The following is a 26,087-nucleotide window of genomic DNA, read 5'->3' on the forward strand; positions in this document are numbered from 1 at the left end:
CGTTCTTGGTTTTCTCTGACTACTTAATCAATGATTTTCGCGTAAGATCAGAGTGTTTTTGTAAAATTATATGGAGAAATCTGCATTTTTCACCTAAATTCTTATTAGCAAGGAAAAAAATTGTCAGAAATTTACTTTTTTTTTATTTTTATTAATTAAATGATATATAAGGAATTATCTTAAAAAGGCTCTAATTTTCTTGGTTATCAAATCAAAAAAAGGTTAAATTTCGCTTCCACCGTTCGCATTTGTCGCTGATAATGCGCCGCGTTCATGTCCAACTAACTGGCTTAACGTCTATGCTACATTTGTTTACTGACCTAGAATTTCATACAGGTTTGATGTTGGTTTTAGCACTGTTATTTGTGCTATTTTATGAAGCTATTAACGGCTTCCATGATACCGCAAATGCGGTAGCAACTGTTATCTATACTCGTGCTATGCGTGCGCAATTTGCGGTCGTGATGGCGGGTGTATTTAACTTCCTTGGAGTTTTGCTCGGTGGATTGAGCGTAGCTTATGCTATCGTTCACTTGTTACCGACAGATCTTCTGCTGAATGTGAGCTCTGCTCATGGCCTTGCCATGGTCTTCTCGTTGCTGTTAGCCGCCATTATCTGGAACTTAGGTACATGGTATTTCGGTATTCCAGCATCAAGTTCACATACGCTGATAGGTGCTATCATTGGTATTGGTTTAACAAATGCTATCGTGACAGATTCGTCTATCGTTGACGCATTAAACATACCAAAAATGATCAGTATCTTCCTATCACTCATTCTTTCACCAATTATCGGCTTGGTTATTGCAGGCGCGATGATTTTCTTACTGCGCCGTTACTGGAGTGGTACGAAAAAACGTCGTCGTATTCACCTGACACCCGCTGAACGTGAGAAGCAAGATGGTAAGCGTAAGCCGCCATTTTGGACTCGTACTGCTCTGATTTTATCAGCAGTTGGGGTGAGTTTCTCTCATGGTGCAAATGATGGGCAGAAAGGTATCGGTCTTATCATGTTGGTATTAATTGGCGTGGCGCCTGCGGGCTTTGTCGTCAATATGAGTGCGAGCGGATACGATATCACCAAAACTCATGATGCAGTTGTACACTTACAACAATATTATGAGAAACATCAGCCAGCGCTACAGCATGCTATTGATAATACACCAGTAGTACCAGCACAAGCTGATGCTAGTGATACCGATTTCCATTGTAATAGCGCAAGAACGCCAATTGTTCTGAATCAAACAGAACAGATGCTTGCTAATATTAGCTCTTATGATGAGCTAACAGCAGACCAGCGTGCTCAAATGCGTCGATTACTTATGTGTATTGCTGATACCGCAACAGAAGTGGCTAAATTACCAGAAACTAGCGCCCAAGATGCACGGTTCTTAAAAACATTGAGTCGTGACCTGCTAAACACAGTGGAATATGCTCCAATTTGGATCATTATCGCAGTGGCATTAGCGCTCTCTATTGGGACAATGGTAGGTTGGAAACGCGTTGCAGTAACGATTGGTGAGAAAATTGGTAAAAAAGGTATGACTTACGCTCAAGGGGTTTCTGCTCAGGTAACAGCAGCAGTTTCCATCGGTGTAGCAAGTTATACGGGTATGCCTGTATCAACAACACAAGTTCTGTCATCTGCAGTTGCAGGTACGATGATTGTTGATGGTGGTGGTGTTCAAACGAAGACAGTGAAAAATATTGCACTGGCTTGGATCTTAACATTACCAGTTAGCATTGGTTTATCAGGTTTACTTTATTGGATATCACTTACATTTATTGTGAATAGCTGATAACAGTAAATTACCCAAGTTTGTTTATAAACGGTGACTTTTAGTCACCGTTTTTTTGTTTTTGTCGCTACCAAAAAAGCATCGCAATTAAACTTGCGACAGCCAAAATACAAAAACGACTAACAAGATAAAATTGCCGATAAATTCGATCGCAACGCATAATAACTTCAGGATTATGATGATTGATGTATTGGCGTTGGTTGATATAGCGGATAAGTCGCAACTGTTTTGAAAATTGCCCATGCATAGTAAAAAATCCATTGCCATCCACCGATTGGTAGAGCAAAGGATCAGATTGGCGCAAGATGGTGAGCAATACCCGAATAGATGAAAAATAACGCATCATATTAATCAGGCAAAGAATACATAGCGCCCAAAAGACAACAATGACATTAAACATAATCCCCTCCCTAGAATAATAGATTCTGAGATGAGAAAACCTTTACCAATAAAGGTTACTTTTTTCTCTAATTTAAGTTTAGGTGAAATTAAGCAATAAACAAAAGTGACTTTTTCAAGTTGTTTCCTTTTTCAGAAAAAAAGATAAAAAATAACTCTAAAAGGGTGTTTTTGTTGTTTTTTATACTCAATTCTCATTATTATGATGTTATTGTCGGTGAATGACATCGTGCTAATCTAAAATGGTGTATATTGTTATTTATCGATAGATGCTTTCTTGATGAATTTGACATAAGTTGTGATCAAGACGACATCTAACTTTCATCTTAAAACGTTATATTTAACACATAGGATTTAGGCTTAACCGCCTTTCCAACCGATTAATCAGCTTATGGAAGGAGTTCACGATGGCTTATAAGCATATTCTAGTGGCAGTTGATTTATCCCCTGAGAGTAACGTCTTAGTACAGAAAGCTGTATCTATGGCAAAACCCTATAATGCCAAAGTTTCCTTAATTCACGTTGATGTTAACTACTCTGATCTTTATACCGGTCTAATTGATGTCAACCTCGGTGATATGCAGCAACGTATTACTGATGAAACCCGTAACGCGTTAAAAGATCTCTCTGATAAATCAGGTTATGAAATTCAGGAAACCCTGAGTGGTAGTGGTGATTTAGGTCAAGTTCTGGTTGATGCGATTAAGAAATACGATATGGATTTAGTCGTTTGTGGTCATCACCAAGACTTCTGGAGCAAATTGATGTCATCAGCACGCCAACTAATTAATACTGTGCATGTTGATATGCTGATTGTTCCTCTGAAAGATGATGAATAATAATCGATTGCTTGTTTAAGCAAAAAAAATGCCTGCTTATGCAGGTATTTTTTTGCCTAAAATTCCTATTTTTCCTGCCTTTAAACTGAGTCAACCTTTTTTTTTTGTCTAATTATGAAAAAAATGTCTTGAAGTGTGAATGTATTTTAATGATATATTCAAGAAGCAAAACAACATCAACCTCACAAAACCCAAAAATATTCCGAATAAATGAGGTTATGCCAACATCACATTACACAAAAAAGGAATAGCTGAATGAATATATCTGGCTCATTATCTTCGTTNAACCTCACAAAACCCAAAAATATTCCGAATAAATGAGGTTATGCCAACATCACATTACACAAAAAAGGAATAGCTGAATGAATATATCTGGCTCATTATCTTCGTTTTTAGAAGGGGTAGAAAAATATAACGCTCATCAACCTGAGTATCATCAGGCGGTTCGTGAAGTTTTTACCACTTTGTGGCCTTTTTTAGAGAAAAACCCACAATATCGTGAACAATCATTACTTGAGCGCTTAGTTGAGCCTGAACGTATTATCCAGTTTCGCGTCTGTTGGTTAGATGATAAAGGGCAAGTGCAAGTTAACCGTGCATGGCGTATCCAATTTAACTCAGCCATTGGACCTTACAAAGGTGGTATGCGTTTTCATCCATCAGTAAATCTTTCCATCCTAAAATTCTTAGGTTTTGAGCAAACATTTAAAAATGCATTAACTACATTACCGATGGGAGGAGCCAAAGGCGGTTCTGATTTTAATCCTAAAGGTAAAAGTCATGGGGAAGTGATGCGTTTTTGTCAGGCTCTGATGACTGAACTTTATCGCCATTTAGGCGCGAATACGGATGTTCCTGCTGGTGACATTGGTGTGGGTGCACGAGAAGTTGGCTTTATGGCAGGCATGATGAAAAAGCTGTCTAACAGCAATGAATGTGTATTTACAGGTAAAGGTCTTTCATTCGGTGGTAGTTTAATCCGCCCAGAAGCCACAGGGTACGGTTTAGTTTACTTTACTAATGCGATGCTTAAACGTCATGGTATGTCTCTTGAGGGAATGCGTGTGGCGGTTTCTGGCGCAGGTAACGTTGCACAGTTTACTATCGAAAAATGTTTAGAGTTAGGCGCAAAAGTAATAACTGCATCCGATTCAGGTGGTACTGTGGTTGATGAAGCTGGATTTACGACTGAAAAACTCGCTCGACTCACTGAAATTAAAAATAATTATGGTCGTGTTGAAGAGTACGCAAAAGAATTTGGCTTAACGTATCTTGAAGGGCAACAACCTTGGGCTGTTCCTGTTGATATTGCTTTGCCTTGTGCAACACAAAATGAGTTAGATTTGGAAGCGGCTAAAGTACTAATCAAAAATGGTGTGAAAGCTGTTGCTGAAGGCGCGAATATGCCAACAACGATTGCTGCAACAGATGCTTTTATTGAAGCTGGTGTCTTATTTGCGCCGGGTAAAGCCGCGAATGCAGGTGGTGTTGCAACCTCTGGTTTAGAGATGGCACAAAATGCAGCTCGTTTAAGCTGGAAAGCCGAGAAAGTAGACGCGCGTTTACATCACATCATGTTAGATATTCACCATGCTTGCGTGAATTACGGTGGTGAAGGTAAACAAACTAATTATATTCAAGGTGCAAATATTGCAGGTTTTGTCAAAGTAGCCGATGCAATGCTGGCACAAGGTGTGTTGTAATTTTCATTGATTCTGAACGGGTGTTGAACACCCGTCAGATTTCAACTTTATTTATTGTTTCCTAATGTGTAAGTGGTTACACAAGGATAAATATCAAAACGGTGATTTTTCGTAGTTACATTAGCGTGTGCGGGCTGATTATTTAATGGCTCTGCATAATCAGGGCGTTTAACCACAACCCGCTTTTTAGCCAACATAATTGCAGGTTCTAATAGTGCATCCGCATCTTCATCGGCACCCACTAAAGACTGAAAGACACGCATCTCTTTTTTTACTAATGCGCTTTTCGCTTTATGTGGATACATAGGGTCAAGATAAACTACATCGGGTGCGGGTGTAATTTCTGTCAGTGCTTGAGCTGAAGAGGCATGGATAAGTGTCATACGTTCTTGCATCCATTCACCAATATCCGGATCAAGATAAGCACGTTTTAAGCCATCTTCAAGCAATGCTGCAACAACAGGATGGCGTTCAACCATTCTTACCTTACAACCAATAGAGGCCAATACAAACGCATCACGACCAAGTCCCGCCGTTGCATCAACTACATCAGGTAGATAGTCTTTTTTAATGCCGACAGCTTTTGCCACTGCTTCACCTCGACCACCGCCAAATTTACGACGATGTGCCATGGTGCCTTCCACAAAATCGACATAAATACCACCCAATTTAGGTTCATCTTGTTTGCGTAATTCAAGGTGAGTGGGTGTTAACACTAATGCCATAATTTGCGTTTCATCGTGAACTAAGCCCCAACGTTGCGCTAAATCAGATAAGGCGCTGTTATCAGCGCCTTCTTCACAAAGTAAACAGATATTCACATATCATCCTTTAATGCCGTAGCCTTTGAGCATAGCATCAAGTTTCGGTTCACGACCACGGAAGCGTTTGAATAGCTCCATTGGTTCTTCTGAACCACCACGAGTTAAAATATTATCAAGGAATGATTGACCCGTTTCACGGTTAAAAATGCCTTCTTCAGAGAAGCGAGAGAATGCATCTGCTGCCAGTACATCAGCCCATAAATAGCTGTAATAACCTGCTGCATATCCACCTGCAAAGATATGGCTAAAGGCATGAGGGAAACGCGCCCACGGCGTAGATGGAACCACGGAAACTTTCTCTTTCACACTATTTAAGATATCCATAATACGCGCTCCTTTAGATGGATCATATTCAGCGTGTAAACGGAAATCAAACAGACCAAATTCCAGTTGGCGTAACACAAACATCGCTGACTGATAATTTTTTGCTTTAAGCATATTATCAAGCATTGCCTGTGGTAATGGCTCACCAGTTTCATAATGACCTGAAATAAAGGCTAACGCTTCTGGCTCCCAGCACCAGTTTTCCATAAATTGACTTGGTAATTCAACGGCATCCCAAGGTACGCCATTAATGCCTGCAACATCAGCAGTATCAATCTGCGTTAACATGTGATGTAAACCGTGACCAAACTCATGAAACAGAGTGGTCACTTCATTATGAGTAAACAGTGCCGGTTTATCGCCTACTGGTTTATTGAAGTTACAAGTGAGGTAAGCAACAGGGTTTTGTAGTGAACCATCTGTATGACGCATTCTACCCATGCAGTCATCCATCCAAGCGCCGCCACGTTTGTGTTCACGCGCATATAAATCAAGATAGAAGCTACCACGTAAAGTGTTGCTTTCATCATAAAGCTCAAAGAAACGAACATCATCATGCCAAGTGTCGATATCGTTACGTTCTTTGGCTGTTAAACCATAGATACGATGAACGACTTCAAATAAACCACTTAAAGCACGTTGTTCAGGGAAATAAGGGCGTAACTGTTCATCATCGATTGAGAACAGGTGTTGTTTTTGCTTTTCGCTGTAATAAGCCAGATCCCACGATTCGAGTTTATCAACACCATAGTGTTCTTTTGCAAATTGAGTGAGTTCTGCTAATTCTTCTTTACCTTGTGGATGAGCACGTTGGGCTAAATCAGTTAAGAAGCCAATTACTTGCTCTGGAGATTCTGCCATTTTAGTGGCAAGGGATTTTTCAGCGTAATTTTTAAAACCTAGTAGTTGAGCGAGTTCATGACGTAATGAAAGGATCTCCGCCATAATTTCACTGTTATCCCACTGACCTGCATTTGGACCTTGATCAGAGGCGCGAGTACTATAAGCAATGCTCATCTCTTTTCGCAGCTCACGGTTATCTGCGTAAGTCATAACAGGTAGATAGCTTGGCATATCAAGTGTTAACAGATAGCCTTCTTGCTCTTTAGCTTGTGCAATCGCTTTTGCTGCATCAATCGCACTTTGCGGCATACCGGATAGATCGTCTACATTAGTAATTAATTTAGACCAACCCATTGTGGCATCTAATACGTTATTGCCGTACTTCGCGCCTAGTTCTGACATGCGTGCACTGATTTCACCAAAACGCTGTTGTTTCTCTTTTGGTAGCCCAATGCCTGATAATTCAAAATCGCGTAGTGCATTTTCAACCGCTTTTTTCTGAGGTTGAGTTAATGTGTTGAAATCTGCACTTTCTTTAATTGATTTATAAGCTTGATATAAACCTTCGTGTTGCCCCATCCAAGTACTAAATTCAGACAATAGCGGTAAGCTTTGTTCATAGACTTCACGCAGTTCTGCACTATTTTTAACAGAATTTAAATGGCTGACAGGCGACCAAACTCGAGACAGTTTATCGCCAGCTTCCGCTAACGGTTGGCAAAGGTTGTCCCAGTTAAATTGCGTATTATCAGCCAATAATTTTTCAACTGTTTCACGATAAGTTGCTAAGACTTCTTTGAGGGCAGGAACAACATGTTCTGGTTTGATAAGGGAAAATGCAGGCAATCCCGTTGTGCTAAGTAATGGATTTGACATAAAAAACATCCTGTATTTGGGGTTGCAGTGACGTAAAACACACCACTGAGTTTATTCGTTATAGAGAGTAAGATGAGGATGAAACCGCATAAGTTCAATAGTATCGCGGTAATTATCCGAGGTTTTACTCAAAAATGGGGTTATTTTATTTGAAAGAGCTTTTATTGATTTGATGCACTTGGGATTAAAAATAATTCAGCGTATAATCATCCCGTTATTTCCTTTTGACCCATTCAAAAATGGAAGATCATCGTCCCCGGTGGGGCGGCTGGACTTCAAATCCAGATGGGGCCGCCAGCGGTCCTTGGCAGGTTCGACTCCTGTGATCTTCCGCCAATACTCATTCAATTAACCTTCTCATAAAACTGCTTTTTACGCCTTTATCATATTGTTTTTCAGCAAAATAGTACGTTTACTATCTATTTATAGGTGCCCTTATCTTTTTGTTAAACATGGTATATTGTTGTTCATAGTTTATTCATAACGTATAGAGAGTGGGGACAATTTGATGAGCGAAAATCTTCCTGAAGCACCACAGGGTGAATTTGTTTTGTTCCGTAGTGAAGATGGACAAACTCACGTCGAATGCCGCTTTGAGTCTGATACGCTGTGGTTATCTCAATCCTCCATTTGTGAACTTTACGGTAAAGCGAAAGCTACGATTAGTGAGCATATCAGCAATATTTTTACTGAAGGCGAGTTAGTTGAAGATTCAGTTGTTCGGTTTTACCGAACAACTGCGGATGATGGTAAGCAGTACAATGTAAAATACTTCAATCTCTCAATGATCCTTGCTGTTGGTTACCGCGTCCGTTCTACTCGCGGCACTCAATTTCGTCAGTGGGCAACTCAAACTTTAGAGCAGTATCTGATCAAAGGGTTTGTGATGGATGATGAACGTCTGAAGAATCCGCCTATCGATCAGTCAGTCGTGCCTGATTACTTTGATGAGATGCTCGAACGCATTCGTGATATTCGTGCCAGTGAGCGGCGTGTGTATTTACGGGTGAAAGAGATCTTCACCATGGCAGCGGACTATGAGCCTTCAAATAAAGAAACCAATCGTTTCTTCCAAACCATCCAAAACAAATTACATTTTGCTTGTACGGGAATGACTGCCGCGGAGCTTATAGCTAGTCGCGCAGATGCCAGTCAGCCGGATATGGGATTAACCAGCTATAAATTTGATGAGGTGCGTAAAACCGATGTCACGATCGCGAAGAATTATCTACGTGAAAATGAGCTCAAAGAATTAAATCGTATCGTCAATATGTGGCTCGATTTTGCTGAAGACCAAGCACTGCGCCGTAAGCAGGTTTTTTTACAGGATTGGGATACTAAACTGGATCAGTTTTTAAGTTTAAACGACCGTGACGTATTGCAAGGTGTTGGTGGGGTTAGTAAGAAAGTAGCTGACGAAAAAGCTAAAGAGATATTTGATATTTTTGCTCAAAAACGTCGACAGTTAAAAGAAGCAGAAGGGGCGAGGGTGAATATTGCAGCTCTGAAAGATTTGCTGAAAAAAGGTAAGTAAAATGTATATAGGTAAAGAAATGCTGAATAGTTTTTGTGGTTCTATGTTTTAAATGATTGTTATTTTAGCTGGACTAATCTTAGACAGGCAGATAGAAATCCAAAAGTGGACACTGTTAACTTCTTACCAAATTAGTCGAGAGGCGAGCAGGTCACGCTAATTAATTTCATAAGGTGGGATTGCGTGGATATTCAATCAATCAAAGAATCAAGATTTAATGCTCTTGCGGCTTATGCGAGGAATCCAGATGTTAAGCTTATTAGCGAAGAGGTTAGTTGGTATCAAACAGATGATCTATGCATTGTAGCCTGTATGATATTTGATAGTATTGATGGTGAATATGCAGGAAATATAATGGCAAGAGATGAAGCGGAAAGGTATCGTCATGTAGCTCTGACAAGCTTTTTCTCTGATATTGAGCTTGCAAAGGTCGCTTTATTCAGAAGAATTGAAGAATGTCATTCGAATATTGATAGTATTCGCTTGCAGTATCAGGATGAAGTTAATTCCCCAACTCCAGTTGACTTCTTTACACCGTTGAGAGGGACGCAAGATAGACTAGACCCTTTATTCGATGAGTTGATTAACAACCCAATGCATTTGTCCGCAAAAAATATTATTGAGCCAATGATGCGATGGCACGAGGATGCCGATGGAAATTTTATCGAGCAGTTTCAAACCACCGGCTTTAAGCAGCGGATTTGGGAGTTGTATTTATTTGCTATGCTCATCGAGAATGATGTAATAATTGAGCCAAGAGAGGCTATTCCTGATTTTATATGTGATAGTTTCTATGGTCGTTTTTGTATAGAAGCAACCACTGTAAACCCAACAGTGACACGAGGCGTAGTCGAATCCATTCCAGTGCCATCTTCCCTAGCAGAATTAGAAAATATTCAGAGTAACTATTACCCAATCAAGTTCGGTAGCGCTTTATTTTCCAAGCTGAGAAAGGAGTACTGGTTAAAGGAAACATGTGCTGGAAAACCTTTGGTTTTTGCAATTACTGATTGCTTAAGTCCTGAATCAGGCAAAATTTCTAAAGTCTCATTGGCATATTATCTATATGGTTATATTCATGAATGGCAGCATGATGAGAACAGTCAATTACAAATACTACCACGACGAATTGACGAACATAGATGGGGTGATAAAGTGATACCTTCTGGCTTTTTCAATCTGGAGAACTCTGAACATATAAGTGCTGTGATATTTTCAAACGATGCGTCATTTGGTAAATTTAATAGAATGGGATTAATTAATGGTTTTGCTCCCGAGGGAACTCAGATGAGGCGGATCGGAACACAGTATGATCTAGATCCTAATGCCACAAAGCCGTTGCAGTTTGATTTAAACGTTAATGATGAAAGTTATCAGGAATTATGGATTGAAGGGTTAGATGTTTATCACAATCCTAACGCACTTATTCCTCTATCACCTTCAATTTTCAAGAATGCAGCTCATTACTATTTGTTGCCTGATGGGAATGTAAGGTCTAATTTTCCAGCATTCCAGCCGCAAGGCTCTATCACTCTGATAAGTCTCCCTGAATAATCTTGTTTGGGCTGGGGACAGATGCTGAACTATAAGCAAAGTAATACTAGAATTACTACTAATCTGGTTTATCGACCAGCAAGCTTGTTGGTTAACTAGCCCCAGCATATTTGTTTTGGTCTTACTCTTCTAAAGATAACGTGAGCCTGAGCTAATGGATAATTAGTACATAATAAAAGAAATTTTCCATCTCCCATCCCCCACTCAAAAACCAACTTGGGGGCATTAATGGGGGCACTGCTATTTATCCAACTAGACAAACTCATTTAATATCAATGCCATTGCCTATTAAATGCGACTCCTGTGATCGCCACTTCTTGTTTCATCACTTTCCAATAAAGCATCTAATTAATGTTTTCTCTGAAGGAAAACTTGTACAAAATTCAACTTGTAAGTCTTTCTTACAAGTTCGAAAAGAAGGTAATTGGCAGGTTAATCGTAATACTCTACATTTCAATTTCTCAATGACTGTGAAGTATTGCAAGGTGCTGGTGGGATTAATAAAAAAGCTGCGGATAACTGACGGTTCATAACAACGAAAAGTATATTAAGAACCCGCCAGTATTAGTCGATCTTTGCAGGTTTTAGTTGGGTTAATTTTCTAACTAAAAATCCGTCTTAGAGAAACCAGTCATACCTTCTAGCTCCATTTCACGACCTAATGCCGTCATTGGATGGACAATTGTCAAGCCTCGTACAGCTTTTTTCAGCTTGCCAATATCAGCTTGTTCTTTCTTTGTGATGAGGCGTTTGAATGGCATATTCTCTAATTTTTGCGCTTCTTTACTTAGCTTATTGTTACGTACTGCTTTCAGACGAACGATTTCCGTTTCCAGTTCTACTTTTTCTTTCTCAAACTCTGCGTATTTTTCCGCTTCGTCCGTCAGGGAAATATTTGCCATCTTGTGGCGAATAAGATCTAAACGGTCGCTGAGGAGTTTGATTTTTTCTTTTTCGATTTCTTTCATTATTAATTAACCGTGAACAAATTTCTTGTTGCCAAGTATACACGCATTTTGCGCAAGAGCGTGAAAAGAGGAACAGATTGGATGCTTTGTGCCAAAGTAGACATCGCATTCATTATTTTTTCTTGTTCAGCATCGACTTTAAATCAGCAAAAGGATTATAAGTGGCTGCACCTACATCGTCCTGTGCATCTTCGCCAGCAACAACAGTTGTGCCATATTGGTCTGCTTCTGTGTATTTTGAATGTTCATGATCATGACAAAATAGGCACAATAACTCCCAGTTACTACCATCTTCTGGGTTATTGGTATGGTCGTGATCAATATGATGAACGGTTAATTCACGTAGGTTCGAGTAGACAAACTCACGCGCACAACGTCCACATACCCATGGGTAGATTTTCAGTGCTTTTTCACGGTAGCCACTTTCCAACCGTGCATAGTTTTTTGGGATCAGAGCCATTGTTAGTATTACCTGTTATAAGAAAAGTTTGACGAGCGTCTTCCCAATATACTCTGAATGTATGGATAGGTTCAAATGTTGCTAAAGCTATTAAGCATATGATTGAAAATACTTAATTATTTTATATATGTCTTTGAGTTTGAAATTAGAGGTAAATATTTTATTACATATCGTTTTTACACTTAAAGCTTATTAATCTAAATATCATTTTTATCTGATGTCTTAGATCGTTATAACGGAATTTATCCTTGAAATAAATTGCTCTATATTCAATATAAATTTACTAATTTTGTCGGCTACAACTTGTAGAGCATAAGGTTATTAATACTCAATACAAGGTACACGTATTAGAAATTACGGTTATTTTCTTAAAGAAAAAATTCAGCATTCTAGAGAAAGGAATTATTTATGGAATATCACCATCAGCCTTTTGACGAAATAAAAAGAATTAATGAGTTTGGTATTGAATATTGGTCTGCCAGAGAGCTTTCTAAGCTTTTGGAATATTCGGAATACCGTCTAAACAGAGCTAAAGAAGCATGCCTACAGAGCGAGCATAAGGTAAATGACCATTTCGAGGATATTCTCGGTATGGTGAATATTGGATCTGGTGCGCAGCGAAAAATTAAAGATGTCATACTCTCTCGTTATGCTTGTTACCTTGTAGTTTAAAATGGCGATCCAAGTAAACCTGTAATTGCTTCTGGGCAAACTTATTTTGCTATTCAGACTCGACGACAAGAGCTAGTCGATGATGAGGTTTTTAAACAGTTACGGGAAGATGAAAAACTTAGACGAGATAATGTGCAAAATAAGACACAAGCCAATAAAACTCACTTTGATGTAGGAAGAAAAGTTAGAGAAACTATTTATGAGCTAGGAGGTACAATGCCTGAAGATTTACCTTCTCCCCAAAAAAGTATTAAACAATTAATTTCTACAGAAAAGAAAAAGCTTAATAAATAGAAGTAAGACAAATATTTCCTCAAGCAGCAGAATTTTTAAATCTGTTTTCTTCTGCATTCTCCCAATCTTACAATCTGATGCACTCTTGGAAATTACAGGTATAATTTCAAAAACTATTTAGCAGATTTAGGCATAAAAATGGCAAAACTTACCTTACAAGAGCAAATGTTAAAAGCAGGGCTTGTGACCAGTAAAAAAATGGCAAAAGTCCAGAGAACAGCAAAAAAATCACGCGTTCAAGCGCGAGAAGCAAGAGAAGCCGTAGAAGAAAATAAAAAAGCTCAACTTGAGCGCGATAAACTGCTTAGTGAGCAACAAAAACAAGCCACTTTATCTAAAGAGTATAAAGCGCAAGTTAAGCAACTTATTGAAATGAATAGAATTACGCCAGCAAAAGGTGATATTGATTTTAACTTCACTGACAATAATGTAATTAAAAATATTGTGGTGGATAAACTGACACAATCTCAATTGATTAGTGGACGTCTTGCCATTGCGCGTCTGGATAATGCCGATAAAACTGAATACGCGATTATTCCAGCAAGTGTAGCGGATAAAATTACACAAAGAGATGTGGACTGTATCTTGTTAAATAACGCACTTAGCGAGACAGAACAAGATGAAGACGATCCTTATGCTGATTTTAAAATCCCAGATGATTTAATGTGGTAATAAGCAAAGTAGCTTATTAGCTCAAAGGCATAGTCTGTATAAGCATTGTGCTTTATACTGCATCTGGAAATTTTTGTAGATAAACGATTAAGTAGGCGATAATGGCAATGAACGGAATAATCACAAAGTGGTTTGAAGATAAAGGTTTTGGATTTATTAAAGATGAAAACGGTGATAACCGTTATTTTCATGTGATTAAAGTTGCCAACCCTGCTTTGATAAAGACAGATGCAAATGTCACGTTTGAACCCACTTCAAATACCAAAGGTCTATCTGCTTACGCTGTGAAAGTGATCCCAGACAGCAAATATGTCTATATTGCAGGTGAAAGAGTTAAGCTGGCATCCATTAAATCATTTCGAATTTATAGTGAAGACGTATCCGCAGATACGCATATCAATAAAGAAAACACCGTACTTTCTGTCGGTACTTTAATGAATAGCATCAGACCAAAATCAGCGGATGACACCAATAATATGCGCACGTTGAGAAAGCTTGCGATCACCACTATGCACGGAACAGAAATCGTTTTTACTGAAGATGAACTTGATATCGATGAAACAGTAAAAGCACTTAAACTATAAATATCAGTATTTAAAACGGGCTCTCGCTGCACGCTTTTATTGATGCTTGGGTAATGGGGTGAACAAAATGAAGTTTACTCGCATGAAGCATAAGTCGCGGAGTCCGTTCAGTTCCTTCCATTCCTTCAATTAAATCTCCGTCGCATCCACCATATAAATCACAACCTAAAATAGGATGCCCGATAAATTGGCTGTGAATACGAAGCTGATGAGTTCTCCCTGTTTCAGGCATAAATTGTACTCGCGTTAAAGGCAATAACGTTCCACTTTCTAATGTATGATAAAAACGCTCAATAACGTGATAACGAGAGCGCGCAGGTTTGCCATTAACAGGGCAAATCGACATTCGTGGGAACAGAGCCGGATCTTTTGCTATCGGTGCATCGATTATTCCTTCATTCTCATCTAAATGCCCGCACAGTAGTGCGCTGTATACTTTGGTTACACTGCGCTGGCTAAATTGCTGACACAAAAGAGCGTTGATAGCTTTATTGCGTGCTACAACCATCAAGCCAGATGTACCAAAATCAAGCCGATGAACAAGCGTACAACCCGGAAATAGCTTCACTAATCGATAATGCACTGAATCTAAATTTTGCGGATTTTTTCCTGATAAGCTCAATAGTCCCGTCGGCTTATTGATAAGCACTAAGTGCTCATCTTGATAAAGGATCTCGATTTCATCATGGCAAGGTGGGGCAATAAAAGTATCGATAATCGTAGACATCGGTTTATCCGCAGAAAAAGAAGGAAGTGGATGATAGCGAATTTTAGGTTAACAGGCGAATGTAGAGATATACTCTTAGTAACTTGAATATGACGCGTATAAACGTTAATCCCTGAGGACAACCGATGAACAATGACATTCATTTTAAATATTATGACATGGTAGAAGAGTATGCGATGGAATCGATAGAGCCTGTTGCTGAGGCAGAAGAAGATGCACTTGCTCTCTACTTTCAATTACTACTTACACGATTAATGAATAACGAAGAAATTAGCGAAAACGCACAGCAAGAGATGGCAAAAGAAGCGGGTATTGATAAAAAACGCATTGATGATATCGCCATGTTTCTTAATCGCTGGGGTAATGAATAACACGTATTGAGCTCATTAAAAAGTGGGCTCAATATTATCCTAATTCACAAAATGTCACTCTGATCCTACATAACTGTATGATTTAACGTATACTCGTTATGTACTTTATTTCACATAAACTCGTAGAAAGAACAGAACTGCTTTTTTGATGTTTGCTGTTTTCATAAGATGTTTTAGATTAATTTATTGGGTGAGATATGCTGGATTTTTTAAAAAATTATGACAATTTAACGATCAGCGAAAAGAAAGTATTAAAATATCTCACCGATAATATTGCGGATATTCCGTATTTAAATATTAATGATTTAGTCGCTAAAACCTTTGTATCAAAAACGGTTATCATTAATTTATCGCAAAAGTTAGGATTTAGTGGATTTAAAGAGCTTAAATTCCAAATTAATAATTATATTCTGACAAAAAATAAAGTCGAAAAAACGAATACGACATCTTATAAAAAACAATTAGAAAAAAACATACATAAAACATTTACCTTAATTAATGAAGAGCAAATTCAGGAGTGTGCAAAAACCTTACGCCATTCTAGGAATATTTTTATTGTTGCAAGAGGTACAAGCAAAGCCGTCGGGTATTACCTTGAACATCTATTGTTTGCATTAGGTCTACATTGTTTTTTTATTAATGATTACAACTTATCTGATTCGTTTACACGTCTTGTTAATGAAGATGACACGGTTATCTTTATTTCTCTTTCTGGTGGCACCAAGAAAATCATCGAGACAGCAAAAATCGTGCAGTTAAAAGATGCCAACATCATTAGCATGACAGCATTTAATACTAACGAATTAACCACTTATGCAACTCATGCTCTATTTTGTTTTGCTGATAATCATGATACAAAAAAAGATGATACTAAATCCCGTATTGGCTTTTTTATGCTGGTGGATTTACTAATTAATGAGCTGGAAAATCTACTTTAAAAAGAGATAATAGCATCTATATGATTTATTAGATCCTCTGTTTAATTATTAAATCGTGAATAGTATTAATTTATCCCGTTAGATTAATCATCGTTTATTTTAAAATAGCCTTTCTTTTCAATCTTACTTCTAAGTCCTAAAATAAATATTATTTAATAAAAAAGCATTTCTTCACTGTTTTTTATTAAGTTAGTAGTTAATAAAAAGACCTAAGTCATAAAGTATGACTTGAGATAATATTTAAAACCAGCGCGTCATTCATTTCCTATAATCCCTAAGATAGAGTACCTCGGTAATTCTTTTATATTCGAGAAGTCATAAGGAAAAAAATATGGCCAGGAAAAAGTTCAGCGAATCTATTCAGCGCTTTGGTAGAACCCTACTTCTACCTATCGGCGTATTGGCACCTATTGGTATGATCTTGGGGATCAGTGGTGCTTTAGTTCAGTCTTATATGATTGCACGCTTCCCTTTTCTAGGAAATGAAACAGTCAATGCTTTATTAGTTAGTATCCGTTCTATTGCGGGCGTTGTGTTTGACAATATCCCTCTCTTATTTGCAATGGGTGTGGCATATGGTATGAGCCATAAAGATAAGGGGATCGCGGTCTTTGCCTCCGTTGTCGGCTATTTAACCTTGATAAGTACTATCAATATCTGGCTGGTATTGACAGGAAAACTTGCTGATCCTGCGATTATGACACAGGTGGGGCAAATCAAGGTACTTGGTATACAAACCATGAATATCAGTGCCGCGGGGGGGATTATCACGGGATTAATTGCCGCATGGGCAACGGATAAATTCTATAACCTTGAATTACCAACAGCATTTGCCTTCTTCTCAGGGAAAAAATCTGTCGCCATTATCATGGTCGGATTGATGATCTGTGTAGGCGCATTACTACCATTTATTTGGGAAGTATTAGTCATGGGCTTAACTAAGCTCTCGGCTGTCTTCTTAAGTCCTGTCGGACCTTTCTTTACGGCGGGTGGCGAGCGTCTATTTATTCCATTTGGTTTACACCACGTCTGGAACGTTCTGTTTAGATTTACCGAAGCCGGTGGTTCTTATGTGATTGATGGACAAACCTATGTGGGCGTCGTTCCAGCAATGACAGAAGTGTTATTTAACCAAGGACCAAGCAGTGAATATTGGGCAATGATGCCAAGTCTAACGCGTTTTATGGCTCAGCAACAAATGCTGGTTACGCTGTTCCTGTTCCCTGCGATTGCATTAGCAATTTATAAAACCTCGAAAAAAGAGAACCGTGCTGAAGTGAAATCGATGTTGGTAACAATGGTCTTAACGGCAATGTTAGGTAACGTTACAGAACCGCTTGAATTTACCTTCGTCTTTATCGCACCGTTACTTTATTTAATTTACGCGATTATCGTGGGTATTGGTGCAGTTCTGCTCTCTTTTGCGGGTGTTGCTATCGGTTATATCCGAGGCACAGTCTTTGACTTCACTATTTTTGGTTTACTGTACGAACACACTAACTGGATCTTCTTAGTGCTGATTGGTAGCGCACTGGCTGTTGTGACCTACTTTATTTTCTACTGGGCTATCGTCAAATTTGATATCAAAACGCCGGGTAGAGAAGAATCAAGCAATATGAAAAATACGCTAATCAAAGAAAAACGTTATGGCGAAATTGCAGACATTCTTATTCAAGCGTTAGGTGGCAAACAAAATATTCGTAATGTTGATAACTGTATTACACGATTACGTATTGATATTAATGAAGTTAATCAAATAGATAAAGAATTAATGTTGGAGTCTGGATGTACAGCATTCTTCTTTCCGGCAGCAAACCATGTCCATGTCGTTTATGGCCCTAAAGTCGAATTTGTTCGCAATGCTGTTGATGAAGCAATGAAGAAATAAAAGGATACATGATGAGAGCGTTATACGATTCTAAAAGTAAAACAATCGACGATCGCGGTATAAAAAATCTGCTGTCCAATGAAGCTAAATATTCAACTTGGTTGATGTTTGAAGCAATGTTAGCACAAGCACAAGCTGAACACGGTTTTATTCCACAGTCTGCCGCAGATGAAATTAAAGAAAAGGCGATTATTGAGAATATTGATTTCGAAGAGATGAACCGTATTTATCAAAAAATCGGTCATGGCTTTGTGCCTTTCTTAAAAGTACTGGTAAATGCATGCTCTGAAGAGAGTGGTAAGTATGTGCACTACGGCATTACCACGCAAAATATACAGCAAAGTTCACAGCTGTATATGATGAAAACCGTACACGATAAGTTCATGTTATTGTTGAGCGAAATTATTGAAAACTTATCAAATCTCGCTGAAAAAACAAAACATATGGTAATGGCAGGTAGAACGCATGGTCGTCATGCCATTCCTATCACTTACGGGTATAAAGTTTCAGTGTGGATCAGCGATTTTATTGATTGCTACCAGCGTATGAAAGAGAGTGAGAAGCGTGTATTCACCATTATGATGGGGGGTGCAGTAGGTGCTTTTAACTCAATGCCTGAAGTGGGAATGAAAGTACAAAAACGCGTTGCTGAATTAGTGGGTATGCAAGCAATGGAAGTCCCATCACGTAACCTAAGTACACATAAATTAGAGTACATGATGAACTTGGCATTGATGGCAAATATCTGCCATAAAATTGGTGAAGAGGTGTATAGCACCACGTTAGAAGAAATTGCTGAGGTTTCTGAAGGATTTACAAAAGGCACCGTGGGTAGTAGCACGATGCCTCATAAAATTAATCCAAAACTAGCCAAAGGAATTATTGCTAACTCACAGAAACTGTACTCATTACCGAATGTGGGGATGTACTCTGCGGTAAGACCTTATGAAGGTGACAGCAGTTCTTATATGTTATTCGATGGCTTAATTGAAGAAGCATTAGAATTAACAACAGAAATTCTATTAAGAACAGAAGAGCTTTCAAGAACCATCGTTCCTCATGAAGAGCGAATGCTACATAACGTGATGAGAAATAAGGGTTTAGATAATACCGAATACGTTATGATGAAAATGGCAGAAAAATTAGGTAAAGATAAAGCGCATTCACTGTTATATGAAGAAGCCATTAAAACGGCGGCTGATGGTGAAGATTTTTACACTAACCTAATGAAGAATGAAACCATTACCGCTGCTTTTAATGCAGATGAAATTAAGGCAATGCTTGATCCTCGTTCTTATATCGGTTTATCCGTTGAACTTGCTGAGAAAGAAGCAAAACGTGGGTTAGCGATTTCTCAAGAAATAAAACAAAGTTATAAATAAGTAGTAAAAACCATCAAGTATCCATAAATAAATCATTATCAGTTAAGTCAAGAGCCACTCATTTGAGTGGCTCTTTTTTGTTGATAATTAACCAATTAAACCATGTACTAAAATAATACCGATACAAATTGGACCAATATAACGCCATACCAATAATAAGCTTTGACGTTTTAATCCAGTGATATTTTCAGGAATAAATGCATTCGCTCTACGTGACCAACCAAAGATCAAACACATTGCAATACCAAACAATGGCATCAAAATATTAGAAGTCAGGTAATCCAATAAATCGAAGACTGTTTTGCCCCCTAGTGTTACATCACTCATAGGTCCGAAAGATAATGAAACTGGAATACCCATCAACATAATAGAGGCTGTAACCACTAATCCGGCACGACGACGAGTCCACTGAAAACGCATTTGCACATAAGCGACGATATGCTCAAGTAATGAAATTGCAGAGGTTAACGCTGCCATTAATAACAAGACAAAGAAAGTCACTGCTAAAATATTACCACCGGGCAAGTTGGCAAAATAAACTGGCATCGTCATAAAGGTTAAGCCAGGGCCTGCATTAGGCTCTAAGCCCGCGGCAGATAATGCAGGGAAAATCATTAATCCAGCAAGTACACACACCATACAAGACAAAATAACCACCCACATGCTGGAGTTAGCGATACCTTTATTATCCGCTAAATAAGCACTGTAAGTGATGTGAATACCTAAACCGATAGACAGTGAAAAGAAGGCTAACCCTAACGCATCTAATACACCTTGAGGCGTTAATTTACTGAAATCAGGGTATAAAAATAATTTTAAACCTTCAGAAGATCCGGGTAAGCTGATGCCAACAATAATCAATAAAATCATAATGATAAATAACATAGGCATCATGATTTTGACGGCTTTTTCTAATCCACGCTGTACACCTGCTAAAACGACAAAACAGGTTAATCCAGCAAAGGTAAGGTGAGCCAAAATCGGCCATAAAGGATCACTAATAAAGCGAGTAAAAATACCGGTTAATTCAGCACTATCTGTAATATTCAACTGACCTGTTGCCGCCATCACGGTATAGCCAATTGTCCAACCACCGACAACACTATAGAAGCTATAAATACACCATGAACTGAATACACCAATAACACCAATGATGACCCAATTGCGTCCCATCATCTTTTTAAATGCGTTAACGGCTTCAGCGTGTGTGCTACTACCCAAAATATTCTCAGCGAGTAATACAGCAAGTCCGATTACAAAACTAAATAACAAGAAGACAATTAAAAATGCACCGCCACCATTATTGGCTGCGACATAAGAAAACTTCCAGATTGCGCCAATACCGATTGCAGAGCCTGCGGCTGCTAAGATATGGCCAATTCGTGATGTCCATTGTTGGCTCATTTTGCCCCCTGCGTTATCGAATGAGTGATAGAGGCTATTGCCATACAGTGGCTTATTGGTAAGACGTTGTAACTCATCATCCTAATGGTGAAACTAAACATCATAGAAACTCCCCTAAAAAACAGTTCCACCAGTAGGGGCACAACAAAAAGCCACCTTACTGGTGGCTTTTGCAAAAAAATGAACGTGCTCGGCCACCTAGCGAAGTAGTAGTAGGTTTAGGCCTAAGAGTCGGTTATTGGTGTTCATATTCATCTTTTTGCTCTTTATTGAAATGAATTTGGTTTATTGCAGTTATAACTTGATTTTCACTGCCAATAATTAACCCTTTTGTTATATCACAAAAACAGATTAAAGAAAGGTCTATTTTTTAGAATGGTGATAAGTTTTATCAAAATTTCTCATGAAATATATCTAGTAAGAATATTTAAATCCAGTTTTATATGATAATAGCGAAAGTACAATAAATTTTGACAATATTTATTATTTTTTATGATGTATATTGACTATTTTTTAGTTTATAAATAAATTGGAAATATAATGTAAAGAATGAAAGCGCTATTTTTATCTAAAATTTAGTGAAATAAGAAAGGATATAATTTATATTTAATTATTTTGAAATGGTGTAACATCTATCATATAAGAAATTTTAATTTAAACTATTAAATAAATTGTTTAAGTTTTACCTGTGTTTACGCTTGACTATTTTTTTTAAGGAAAATAAGGTGATTTTCTATGAAAGTAATTTCAGTGTTTAATAATAAAGGTGGGGTAGGAAAAACCACGCTTACTTATCACATAGCACACGCTTTATCCGAGTTAGGAAATAAAGTATTGATGATAGATGCAGATCCACAATGCAATTTAACTATTTATTCAATTAAAGAAGAAATAATTCATAATATTTGGTCTGAAGAAGATTGTTTTATTGATGAGGGTTTCGAATCAACAAAAAAAATATTATCACCTGAAGATTTTCATAAAATTAACAATACAACAAGAAGCCTTCATTATCTTGTTAAACCAACAGAAGAAGGGACAGGGGATTTAGAAAACTTACCACCACCATATAAAATTACTCCGTCACTTGATATTATTCCGGGACGCCTATCTTTGCATTTATTCGAAGAGAAAATAGCAGGAAGATGGACAGATTTATATAGAGGTGAACCTTTAGCATTGAGAACTATAACTAAAATACGAGAATTATCTGAAAAGTATTCTGAAATCAATGGATATGATTATGTTATAGTAGATACATCCCCAAGTCTAGGGGCTCTTAATAAATCAATAATATCAACTGTTGATGGGTTTTTTATTCCAGCACTACCAGATTTATTCTCTTTATATGGAATTAAAAATATAGGTAAGGCTCTTTATTCATGGAAAGAGGAATTTGATATTATTTATAAGTTGATTTCTACAGAGAAACGAAAGAATTTTCCTGATCAATTTGTTACTTTTTTAGGTTATACAATTTACAATGCTAAAAAATATTCTAGTTCAAAAAATGAATGGAATCTTGCAGAAGCACATTTTAATTATGCAAAACAAATACCTGAAACTATAAAAGAAAATATTAATACTACATTAAGAAATCATTTAAATGAAGAACAGTTAGTTTCACCAATTGGTGGTCAACAAGTTATGTTAACACATAATACTTTTCCTTCTATGGCTCAATATTATCATCAACCAATGTGGAAAGTACCCGATTTATTTCCAAATAATATAGAGTCTGAACATATTAATACACTAAGGGGATCTAGTGCTAAATACCGAAATACTGGACCAGCATATAGAGAATTTGTTAGTGATCTTATAAGTAGAATTAGATTATTGGATGATTAATATGAATACTAAAAATATAGTTGAAGAGTATAAGAAAAATAAATATATTTTTCAAAGGTTTCTAAATGCCGTTGTTGATTCATTTAATCTTGAGCCAGAGCTAAATAATTATAGCCATCCAATAATTCATAGTGTTAAATATCGTTTAAAAGATGAATCTCATTTGGAAATGAAGTTGCAACGGAAATTAAAGACTTCGCCTGAAATTACATCAGAGAATTTATTTGATAATATTACAGATTTAGCTGGAGTTCGTGTATTACACCTATACCAAGATCAACTACCTATAATCAATAAATTTATTATGAGTATGGTTGAACGAGGAGACTGGGTATTAAATGAGCCACCTACTGCATATTCATGGGATCCTGAGGCACAAAAATTCTTTGAATCATTAAATCTAGATGTAAAAATAAAAGAAAGTTATTATACAAGTATACACTATGTTGTTCAGCCAGCTAATGATGCTCGTATAAAATGTGAGATACAAGTACGTACTTTATTTGAAGAGATCTGGGGAGAAATAGATCATACTATCAATTACCCTGAAAAGTCACAATCTATAGCAACTAAAGAGCAATTACGGGTCTTATCAAAATTAGTATCAACAGGATCTCGATTAGCAGATTCTATATTCCGTTTGGACACAATTAAGAATTAGAAAAATATAATCTAGTTATTTAAAACAATAAAATGTTTCTAGTAACTAGATTATTAATGATATTAGGTAGTCACTTTTTACCCTTGGATGTTTCTAAAATAATACTTCCTATATGTTATAAGTAAATATTTCTTAATTTCTTATCGTCAAAAATGTCGAAACGGTTATTAAACATTATTTTGTTTTTATATCTTATTGATAATTAATAAATTATTAATTGGCATAATTCCTGCTTAGTTCAAAGTTCTTTATGACTCTTTTACTCCCTAGTTAGGGGAAAGGATATCAAATGAACAAAATCAACTCCGTCTGTCCTTATTGTGGCGCTGGCTGCAAAATCAATCTCTGTGTCGAAAATGGTCGTATAATCAAAGCTGAAGGTGCCAATGGTGTCACCAATCAAGGAGAACTTTGCTTAAAAGGGTTCTATGGTTGGGATTTTCTTAATGACAATAAATTGCTAACAGCCAGAATTCATGAACCGATGATCCGCCGACAAAAAGGGGCTGATTTTGAAATTGTGAGTTGGAATGAAGCTATTCAATTTACGGCAAAAAAATTGCTGGAAATAAAAGAAAAATACGGTGCGAAATCCATCATGTGTACAGGCTCTTCTCGTGGTACAGGGAATGAAACTAACTTTGTGATGCAGAAATTTGTTCGTGCAGTATTAGGTAATAATAATGTCGATTGTTGTGCGCGTGTTTGCCATGGACCTTCTGTTGCTGGTTTGCAAGAAACATTAGGCAATGGTGCCATGAGCAACTCTATTGCTGATATTGAAGATTCAGATTGCTTATTAGTTTTTGGTTATAACTGTGCTGATTCTCATCCTATTGTGGCGCGTCGTGTGGTTAAAGCGAAACAAAAGGGTGCCAAAATTATTGTTTGTGATCCTCGTAAAATTGAAACCGCTAAAATTGCTAACCAATATTTACCGTTAAAAAACGGCACTAATATGGCGTTAGTCAATGCCTTCGCATACACGCTAATTGATGAAGATCTTTATGATAAAAACTATGTGAGCCAATACACAGAAGGTTTTGAAGAATATAAAAAACAACTTGCAGGCTATAGCCCTGAAGCCGTACAAGATATTGTCGGCATTCCTGCCATTGAAATCCGTAAGGCGATGCGTACTTATGCAGAAGCTAAAACGGCCACTATTATGTGGGGGATGGGCGTTACACAATTTGGTCAAGCAGTTGATGTGGTAAAAGGCTTATCGGGTCTTGCGTTATTAACGGGTAATTTAGGTAAACCGCATGTCGGTGTTGCGCCAGTTCGTGGACAAAATAATGTTCAAGGTGCTTGTGATATGGGGGTTTTACCGAATATGTTTCCGGGATATCAATATGTTACCGATGAACATACACGTCAGAAATTTGCACAAGCATGGAATATTCCCGTTGAACAACTCGATCCAGAAATAGGATATCGCATTACGGAAGTGCCTCACTTAGCGATTGAAGGCAAAGTAAAAGCTTATTACATCATGGGTGAAGATCCACTCCAAACAGAGGCGGATTTAGGTCTAGTGAGGAAAGGCTTTGAAGCTCTCGATTTTGTGGTGGTTCAAGATATTTTTATGACCAAAACAGCAGAGCAAGCCGATGTGATTTTACCTTCAACTAGTTGGGGTGAACATGCTGGCATCTTTACTTGTGCGGATAGAGGTTTTCAACGTTTTGAAAAAGCCATTGAACCTAAGGGCAATGTAAAACGTGACTGGGAAATTATCAGTTTACTTGCCACAGAAATGGGCTATCCGATGTCTTATCAAAATAACGAAGAGATCTGGAATGAAGTGAGAGCATTATGCCCTCTGTTCTTTGGTGTCACTTATGAAAAGCTGGCAGGTTTAGCGCATATTCAATGGCCTTGTACTGATATTGAAGATATGGGAACACCTTATTTATATTCAGGTAATCAATTCACCACACCATCAGGTAAAGGTCAGTTATTTGCGACGCCGTGGCGAGCTCCTGCTGAATTACCAGATACTGATTATCCAATGATCTTATCGACTGTACGTGAAGTCGGGCATTACTCTTGTCGCTCTATGACAGGTAACTGTAAAGCATTGGCATCACTTGCAGATGAGCCGGGTTATGTTCAAGTTCACCCTGAAATAGCTAAAGAAGCGGGTATTCGTGATCAAGAAATTGTTTGGGTTGAATCACGTAGAGGTAAAGTGATGTCTCGTTGTAATGTGAATGAGACAATCAATAAACAAGCAATTTATATGACTTATCAATGGTGGATTGGAGCATGTAATGAGCTGACTCAAGATAATCTTGATCCTGTTTCAAAAACGCCTGAAACCAAATATTGTGCGGCTAAAGTGATTAAGATTGATGACCAAAAATGGGCGGAAAGCCAAGTTTCTCAACATTATCACGCCATGAGAAGTCGTTTAATTAACTTGGTGGAACAAGCCAAAACAGTAACACATTAAGCGATAGGCTTGTTAAAAATAGAAATGGAGGCGGTTAGGCCTCCATTTTTTTCTCACATCTA

General features: G+C 37.7%; 21 protein-coding genes, 1 tRNA gene and 1 pseudogene. 16 read left to right on the forward strand and 7 right to left on the reverse strand.

Features of this window, described 5'->3' with window-relative positions; genetic code table 11:
* The first annotated feature begins 299 nt into the window (after positions 1 to 299).
* Entirely contained in the window at positions 300 to 1,799 is a 1,500-nt protein-coding gene (gene pitA / locus CBE70_RS05410) for an inorganic phosphate transporter PitA (protein WP_023583129.1), read from the forward strand.
* 67 nt (positions 1,800 to 1,866) lie between these two features.
* On the opposite strand, the gene uspB is transcribed toward pitA, so the two are convergent.
* Positions 1,867 to 2,199 carry a universal stress protein UspB gene (uspB, locus tag CBE70_RS05415; protein WP_100158539.1) on the reverse strand — a complete coding sequence of 111 codons (333 nt, stop codon included), beginning with the start codon at positions 2,197 to 2,199 and terminating at the stop codon, positions 1,867 to 1,869.
* A gap of 406 nt (positions 2,200 to 2,605) precedes the next feature.
* On the opposite strand from uspB, the gene uspA reads away from it, so the two are divergent.
* Together uspA and gdhA are read left to right on the forward strand one after the other, a co-directional pair.
* Entirely contained in the window at positions 2,606 to 3,037 is a 432-nt protein-coding gene (uspA, locus tag CBE70_RS05420; RefSeq protein WP_023583131.1) for a universal stress protein UspA, read from the forward strand.
* A gap of 362 nt (positions 3,038 to 3,399) precedes the next feature.
* On the forward strand, positions 3,400 to 4,740 hold the full coding sequence (gene gdhA, locus CBE70_RS05425) for an NADP-specific glutamate dehydrogenase (RefSeq protein WP_075672585.1): 1,341 nt from the start codon (positions 3,400 to 3,402) through the stop codon (positions 4,738 to 4,740).
* A gap of 47 nt (positions 4,741 to 4,787) precedes the next feature.
* Here gdhA and rsmJ read toward each other — a convergent pair whose 3' ends face one another.
* Positions 4,788 to 5,561, reverse strand: coding sequence for a 16S rRNA (guanine(1516)-N(2))-methyltransferase RsmJ (gene rsmJ, locus CBE70_RS05430; protein WP_100158540.1), 774 nt, complete (start codon positions 5,559 to 5,561; stop codon positions 4,788 to 4,790).
* A 3-nt stretch (positions 5,562 to 5,564) separates the two neighbouring features.
* Positions 5,565 to 7,607 carry an oligopeptidase A gene (gene prlC / locus CBE70_RS05435; protein WP_100158541.1) on the reverse strand — a complete coding sequence of 681 codons (2,043 nt, stop codon included), beginning with the start codon at positions 7,605 to 7,607 and terminating at the stop codon, positions 5,565 to 5,567.
* Positions 7,608 to 7,848: 241 nt separating this feature from the next.
* Here prlC and CBE70_RS05440 point away from each other — a divergent pair.
* From CBE70_RS05440 to CBE70_RS05450, 3 genes are all read left to right on the forward strand, one after another.
* Positions 7,849 to 7,943, forward strand: a tRNA-Sec gene (locus CBE70_RS05440).
* A gap of 172 nt (positions 7,944 to 8,115) precedes the next feature.
* Positions 8,116 to 9,141, forward strand: a complete 1,026-nt coding sequence (locus CBE70_RS05445; protein ID WP_100158542.1) for a virulence RhuM family protein — start codon at positions 8,116 to 8,118, stop codon at positions 9,139 to 9,141.
* Positions 9,142 to 9,324: 183 nt separating this feature from the next.
* Complete coding sequence (locus CBE70_RS05450; protein ID WP_100158543.1) at positions 9,325 to 10,695, forward strand: hypothetical protein; 1,371 nt, start codon at positions 9,325 to 9,327, stop codon at positions 10,693 to 10,695.
* Positions 10,696 to 11,300: 605 nt separating this feature from the next.
* Here the strand turns inward: CBE70_RS05450 and CBE70_RS05460 are convergent.
* Together CBE70_RS05460 and yajD are read right to left on the reverse strand one after the other, a co-directional pair.
* Complete coding sequence (locus tag CBE70_RS05460; RefSeq protein WP_100158544.1) at positions 11,301 to 11,663, reverse strand: YibL family ribosome-associated protein; 363 nt, start codon at positions 11,661 to 11,663, stop codon at positions 11,301 to 11,303.
* 112 nt (positions 11,664 to 11,775) lie between these two features.
* On the reverse strand, positions 11,776 to 12,123 hold the full coding sequence (yajD, locus tag CBE70_RS05465) for an HNH nuclease YajD (protein WP_006534437.1): 348 nt from the start codon (positions 12,121 to 12,123) through the stop codon (positions 11,776 to 11,778).
* A gap of 408 nt (positions 12,124 to 12,531) precedes the next feature.
* Between yajD and CBE70_RS05470 the strand changes: the two are divergent.
* The 3 genes and pseudogenes from CBE70_RS05470 to CBE70_RS05480 all read left to right on the forward strand — a co-directional run bounded on the left by CBE70_RS05470 (position 12,532) and on the right by CBE70_RS05480 (position 14,345).
* Positions 12,532 to 13,089: pseudogene (locus CBE70_RS05470) on the forward strand (BRO family protein).
* A 138-nt stretch (positions 13,090 to 13,227) separates the two neighbouring features.
* The gene (locus CBE70_RS05475) at positions 13,228 to 13,761 is read left to right on the forward strand and encodes a DUF2058 domain-containing protein (RefSeq protein ID WP_100158545.1); all 534 of its coding nucleotides are present in this window, start codon (positions 13,228 to 13,230) and stop codon (positions 13,759 to 13,761) included.
* Between the two features lie 101 nt (positions 13,762 to 13,862).
* Complete coding sequence (locus tag CBE70_RS05480) at positions 13,863 to 14,345, forward strand: cold-shock protein (protein WP_100158546.1); 483 nt, start codon at positions 13,863 to 13,865, stop codon at positions 14,343 to 14,345.
* Positions 14,346 to 14,355: 10 nt separating this feature from the next.
* On the opposite strand, the gene CBE70_RS05485 is transcribed toward CBE70_RS05480, so the two are convergent.
* Entirely contained in the window at positions 14,356 to 15,072 is a 717-nt protein-coding gene (locus CBE70_RS05485; RefSeq protein WP_100158547.1) for an RluA family pseudouridine synthase, read from the reverse strand.
* Between the two features lie 125 nt (positions 15,073 to 15,197).
* Here CBE70_RS05485 and CBE70_RS05490 point away from each other — a divergent pair, with 125 nt between their 5' ends.
* The 4 genes from CBE70_RS05490 (at position 15,198) to CBE70_RS05505 (ending at position 19,651) form a co-directional block, all read left to right on the forward strand.
* Positions 15,198 to 15,443 carry a DUF2543 family protein gene (locus CBE70_RS05490; RefSeq protein WP_036914285.1) on the forward strand — a complete coding sequence of 82 codons (246 nt, stop codon included), beginning with the start codon at positions 15,198 to 15,200 and terminating at the stop codon, positions 15,441 to 15,443.
* Between the two features lie 197 nt (positions 15,444 to 15,640).
* Entirely contained in the window at positions 15,641 to 16,381 is a 741-nt protein-coding gene (locus tag CBE70_RS05495; protein WP_100158548.1) for a MurR/RpiR family transcriptional regulator, read from the forward strand.
* 331 nt (positions 16,382 to 16,712) lie between these two features.
* The gene (locus CBE70_RS05500; protein WP_100158549.1) at positions 16,713 to 18,269 is read left to right on the forward strand and encodes a PTS transporter subunit EIIC; all 1,557 of its coding nucleotides are present in this window, start codon (positions 16,713 to 16,715) and stop codon (positions 18,267 to 18,269) included.
* 11 nt (positions 18,270 to 18,280) lie between these two features.
* Positions 18,281 to 19,651 (forward strand): class-II fumarase/aspartase family protein, encoded by a 1,371-nt coding sequence (locus CBE70_RS05505; protein ID WP_100158550.1) that lies wholly within the window; start codon positions 18,281 to 18,283, stop codon positions 19,649 to 19,651.
* 87 nt (positions 19,652 to 19,738) lie between these two features.
* On the opposite strand, the gene CBE70_RS05510 is transcribed toward CBE70_RS05505, so the two are convergent.
* The gene (locus CBE70_RS05510; RefSeq protein ID WP_100158551.1) at positions 19,739 to 21,055 is read right to left on the reverse strand and encodes a sodium-dependent transporter; all 1,317 of its coding nucleotides are present in this window, start codon (positions 21,053 to 21,055) and stop codon (positions 19,739 to 19,741) included.
* Positions 21,056 to 21,790: 735 nt separating this feature from the next.
* Between CBE70_RS05510 and CBE70_RS05515 the strand changes: the two genes are divergently transcribed.
* The 3 genes from CBE70_RS05515 (at position 21,791) to fdhF (ending at position 26,025) form a co-directional block, all read left to right on the forward strand.
* A complete protein-coding gene (locus tag CBE70_RS05515) occupies positions 21,791 to 22,906 on the forward strand; it encodes a ParA family protein (RefSeq protein ID WP_100158552.1) in 1,116 nt (371 codons plus the stop codon).
* A gap of 1 nt (position 22,907) precedes the next feature.
* Positions 22,908 to 23,567: a RelA/SpoT domain-containing protein gene (locus CBE70_RS05520; protein WP_232797365.1), complete on the forward strand. Its 660-nt coding sequence runs from the start codon at positions 22,908 to 22,910 to the stop codon at positions 23,565 to 23,567.
* A 289-nt stretch (positions 23,568 to 23,856) separates the two neighbouring features.
* Positions 23,857 to 26,025, forward strand: a complete 2,169-nt coding sequence (gene fdhF, locus CBE70_RS05525; protein ID WP_100158554.1) for a formate dehydrogenase subunit alpha — start codon at positions 23,857 to 23,859, stop codon at positions 26,023 to 26,025.
* Positions 26,026 to 26,087 lie beyond the last annotated feature (62 nt).

The sequence above is a fragment of the Proteus columbae genome (assembly GCF_002777965.1).
GTDB lineage: Bacteria > Pseudomonadota > Gammaproteobacteria > Enterobacterales > Enterobacteriaceae > Proteus > Proteus columbae.

Bases quoted from the DNA above. Each gene is read 5' to 3' on its own strand.
- CBE70_RS05505 (WP_100158550.1), top strand. From the start codon at position 18,281: ATGAGAGCGTTATACGATTCTAAAAGTAAAACAATCGACGATCGCGGT.
- CBE70_RS05485 (WP_100158547.1), bottom strand. From the start codon at position 15,072: ATGTCTACGATTATCGATACTTTTATTGCCCCACCTTGCCATGATGAA.
- CBE70_RS05510 (WP_100158551.1), bottom strand. From the start codon at position 21,055: ATGAGCCAACAATGGACATCACGAATTGGCCATATCTTAGCAGCCGCA.
- CBE70_RS05480 (WP_100158546.1), top strand. From the start codon at position 13,863: ATGGCAATGAACGGAATAATCACAAAGTGGTTTGAAGATAAAGGTTTT.
- CBE70_RS05515 (WP_100158552.1), top strand. From the start codon at position 21,791: ATGAAAGTAATTTCAGTGTTTAATAATAAAGGTGGGGTAGGAAAAACC.
- CBE70_RS05520 (WP_232797365.1), top strand. From the start codon at position 22,908: ATGAATACTAAAAATATAGTTGAAGAGTATAAGAAAAATAAATATATT.
- yajD (WP_006534437.1), bottom strand. From the start codon at position 12,123: ATGGCTCTGATCCCAAAAAACTATGCACGGTTGGAAAGTGGCTACCGT.
- uspB (WP_100158539.1), bottom strand. From the start codon at position 2,199: ATGTTTAATGTCATTGTTGTCTTTTGGGCGCTATGTATTCTTTGCCTG.
- CBE70_RS05460 (WP_100158544.1), bottom strand. From the start codon at position 11,663: ATGAAAGAAATCGAAAAAGAAAAAATCAAACTCCTCAGCGACCGTTTA.
- CBE70_RS05490 (WP_036914285.1), top strand. From the start codon at position 15,198: ATGAACAATGACATTCATTTTAAATATTATGACATGGTAGAAGAGTAT.
- gdhA (WP_075672585.1), top strand. From the start codon at position 3,400: ATGAATATATCTGGCTCATTATCTTCGTTTTTAGAAGGGGTAGAAAAA.
- CBE70_RS05445 (WP_100158542.1), top strand. From the start codon at position 8,116: ATGAGCGAAAATCTTCCTGAAGCACCACAGGGTGAATTTGTTTTGTTC.
- CBE70_RS05500 (WP_100158549.1), top strand. From the start codon at position 16,713: ATGGCCAGGAAAAAGTTCAGCGAATCTATTCAGCGCTTTGGTAGAACC.
- CBE70_RS05495 (WP_100158548.1), top strand. From the start codon at position 15,641: ATGCTGGATTTTTTAAAAAATTATGACAATTTAACGATCAGCGAAAAG.
- CBE70_RS05475 (WP_100158545.1), top strand. From the start codon at position 13,228: ATGGCAAAACTTACCTTACAAGAGCAAATGTTAAAAGCAGGGCTTGTG.
- fdhF (WP_100158554.1), top strand. From the start codon at position 23,857: ATGAACAAAATCAACTCCGTCTGTCCTTATTGTGGCGCTGGCTGCAAA.
- prlC (WP_100158541.1), bottom strand. From the start codon at position 7,607: ATGTCAAATCCATTACTTAGCACAACGGGATTGCCTGCATTTTCCCTT.
- pitA (WP_023583129.1), top strand. From the start codon at position 300: ATGCTACATTTGTTTACTGACCTAGAATTTCATACAGGTTTGATGTTG.
- uspA (WP_023583131.1), top strand. From the start codon at position 2,606: ATGGCTTATAAGCATATTCTAGTGGCAGTTGATTTATCCCCTGAGAGT.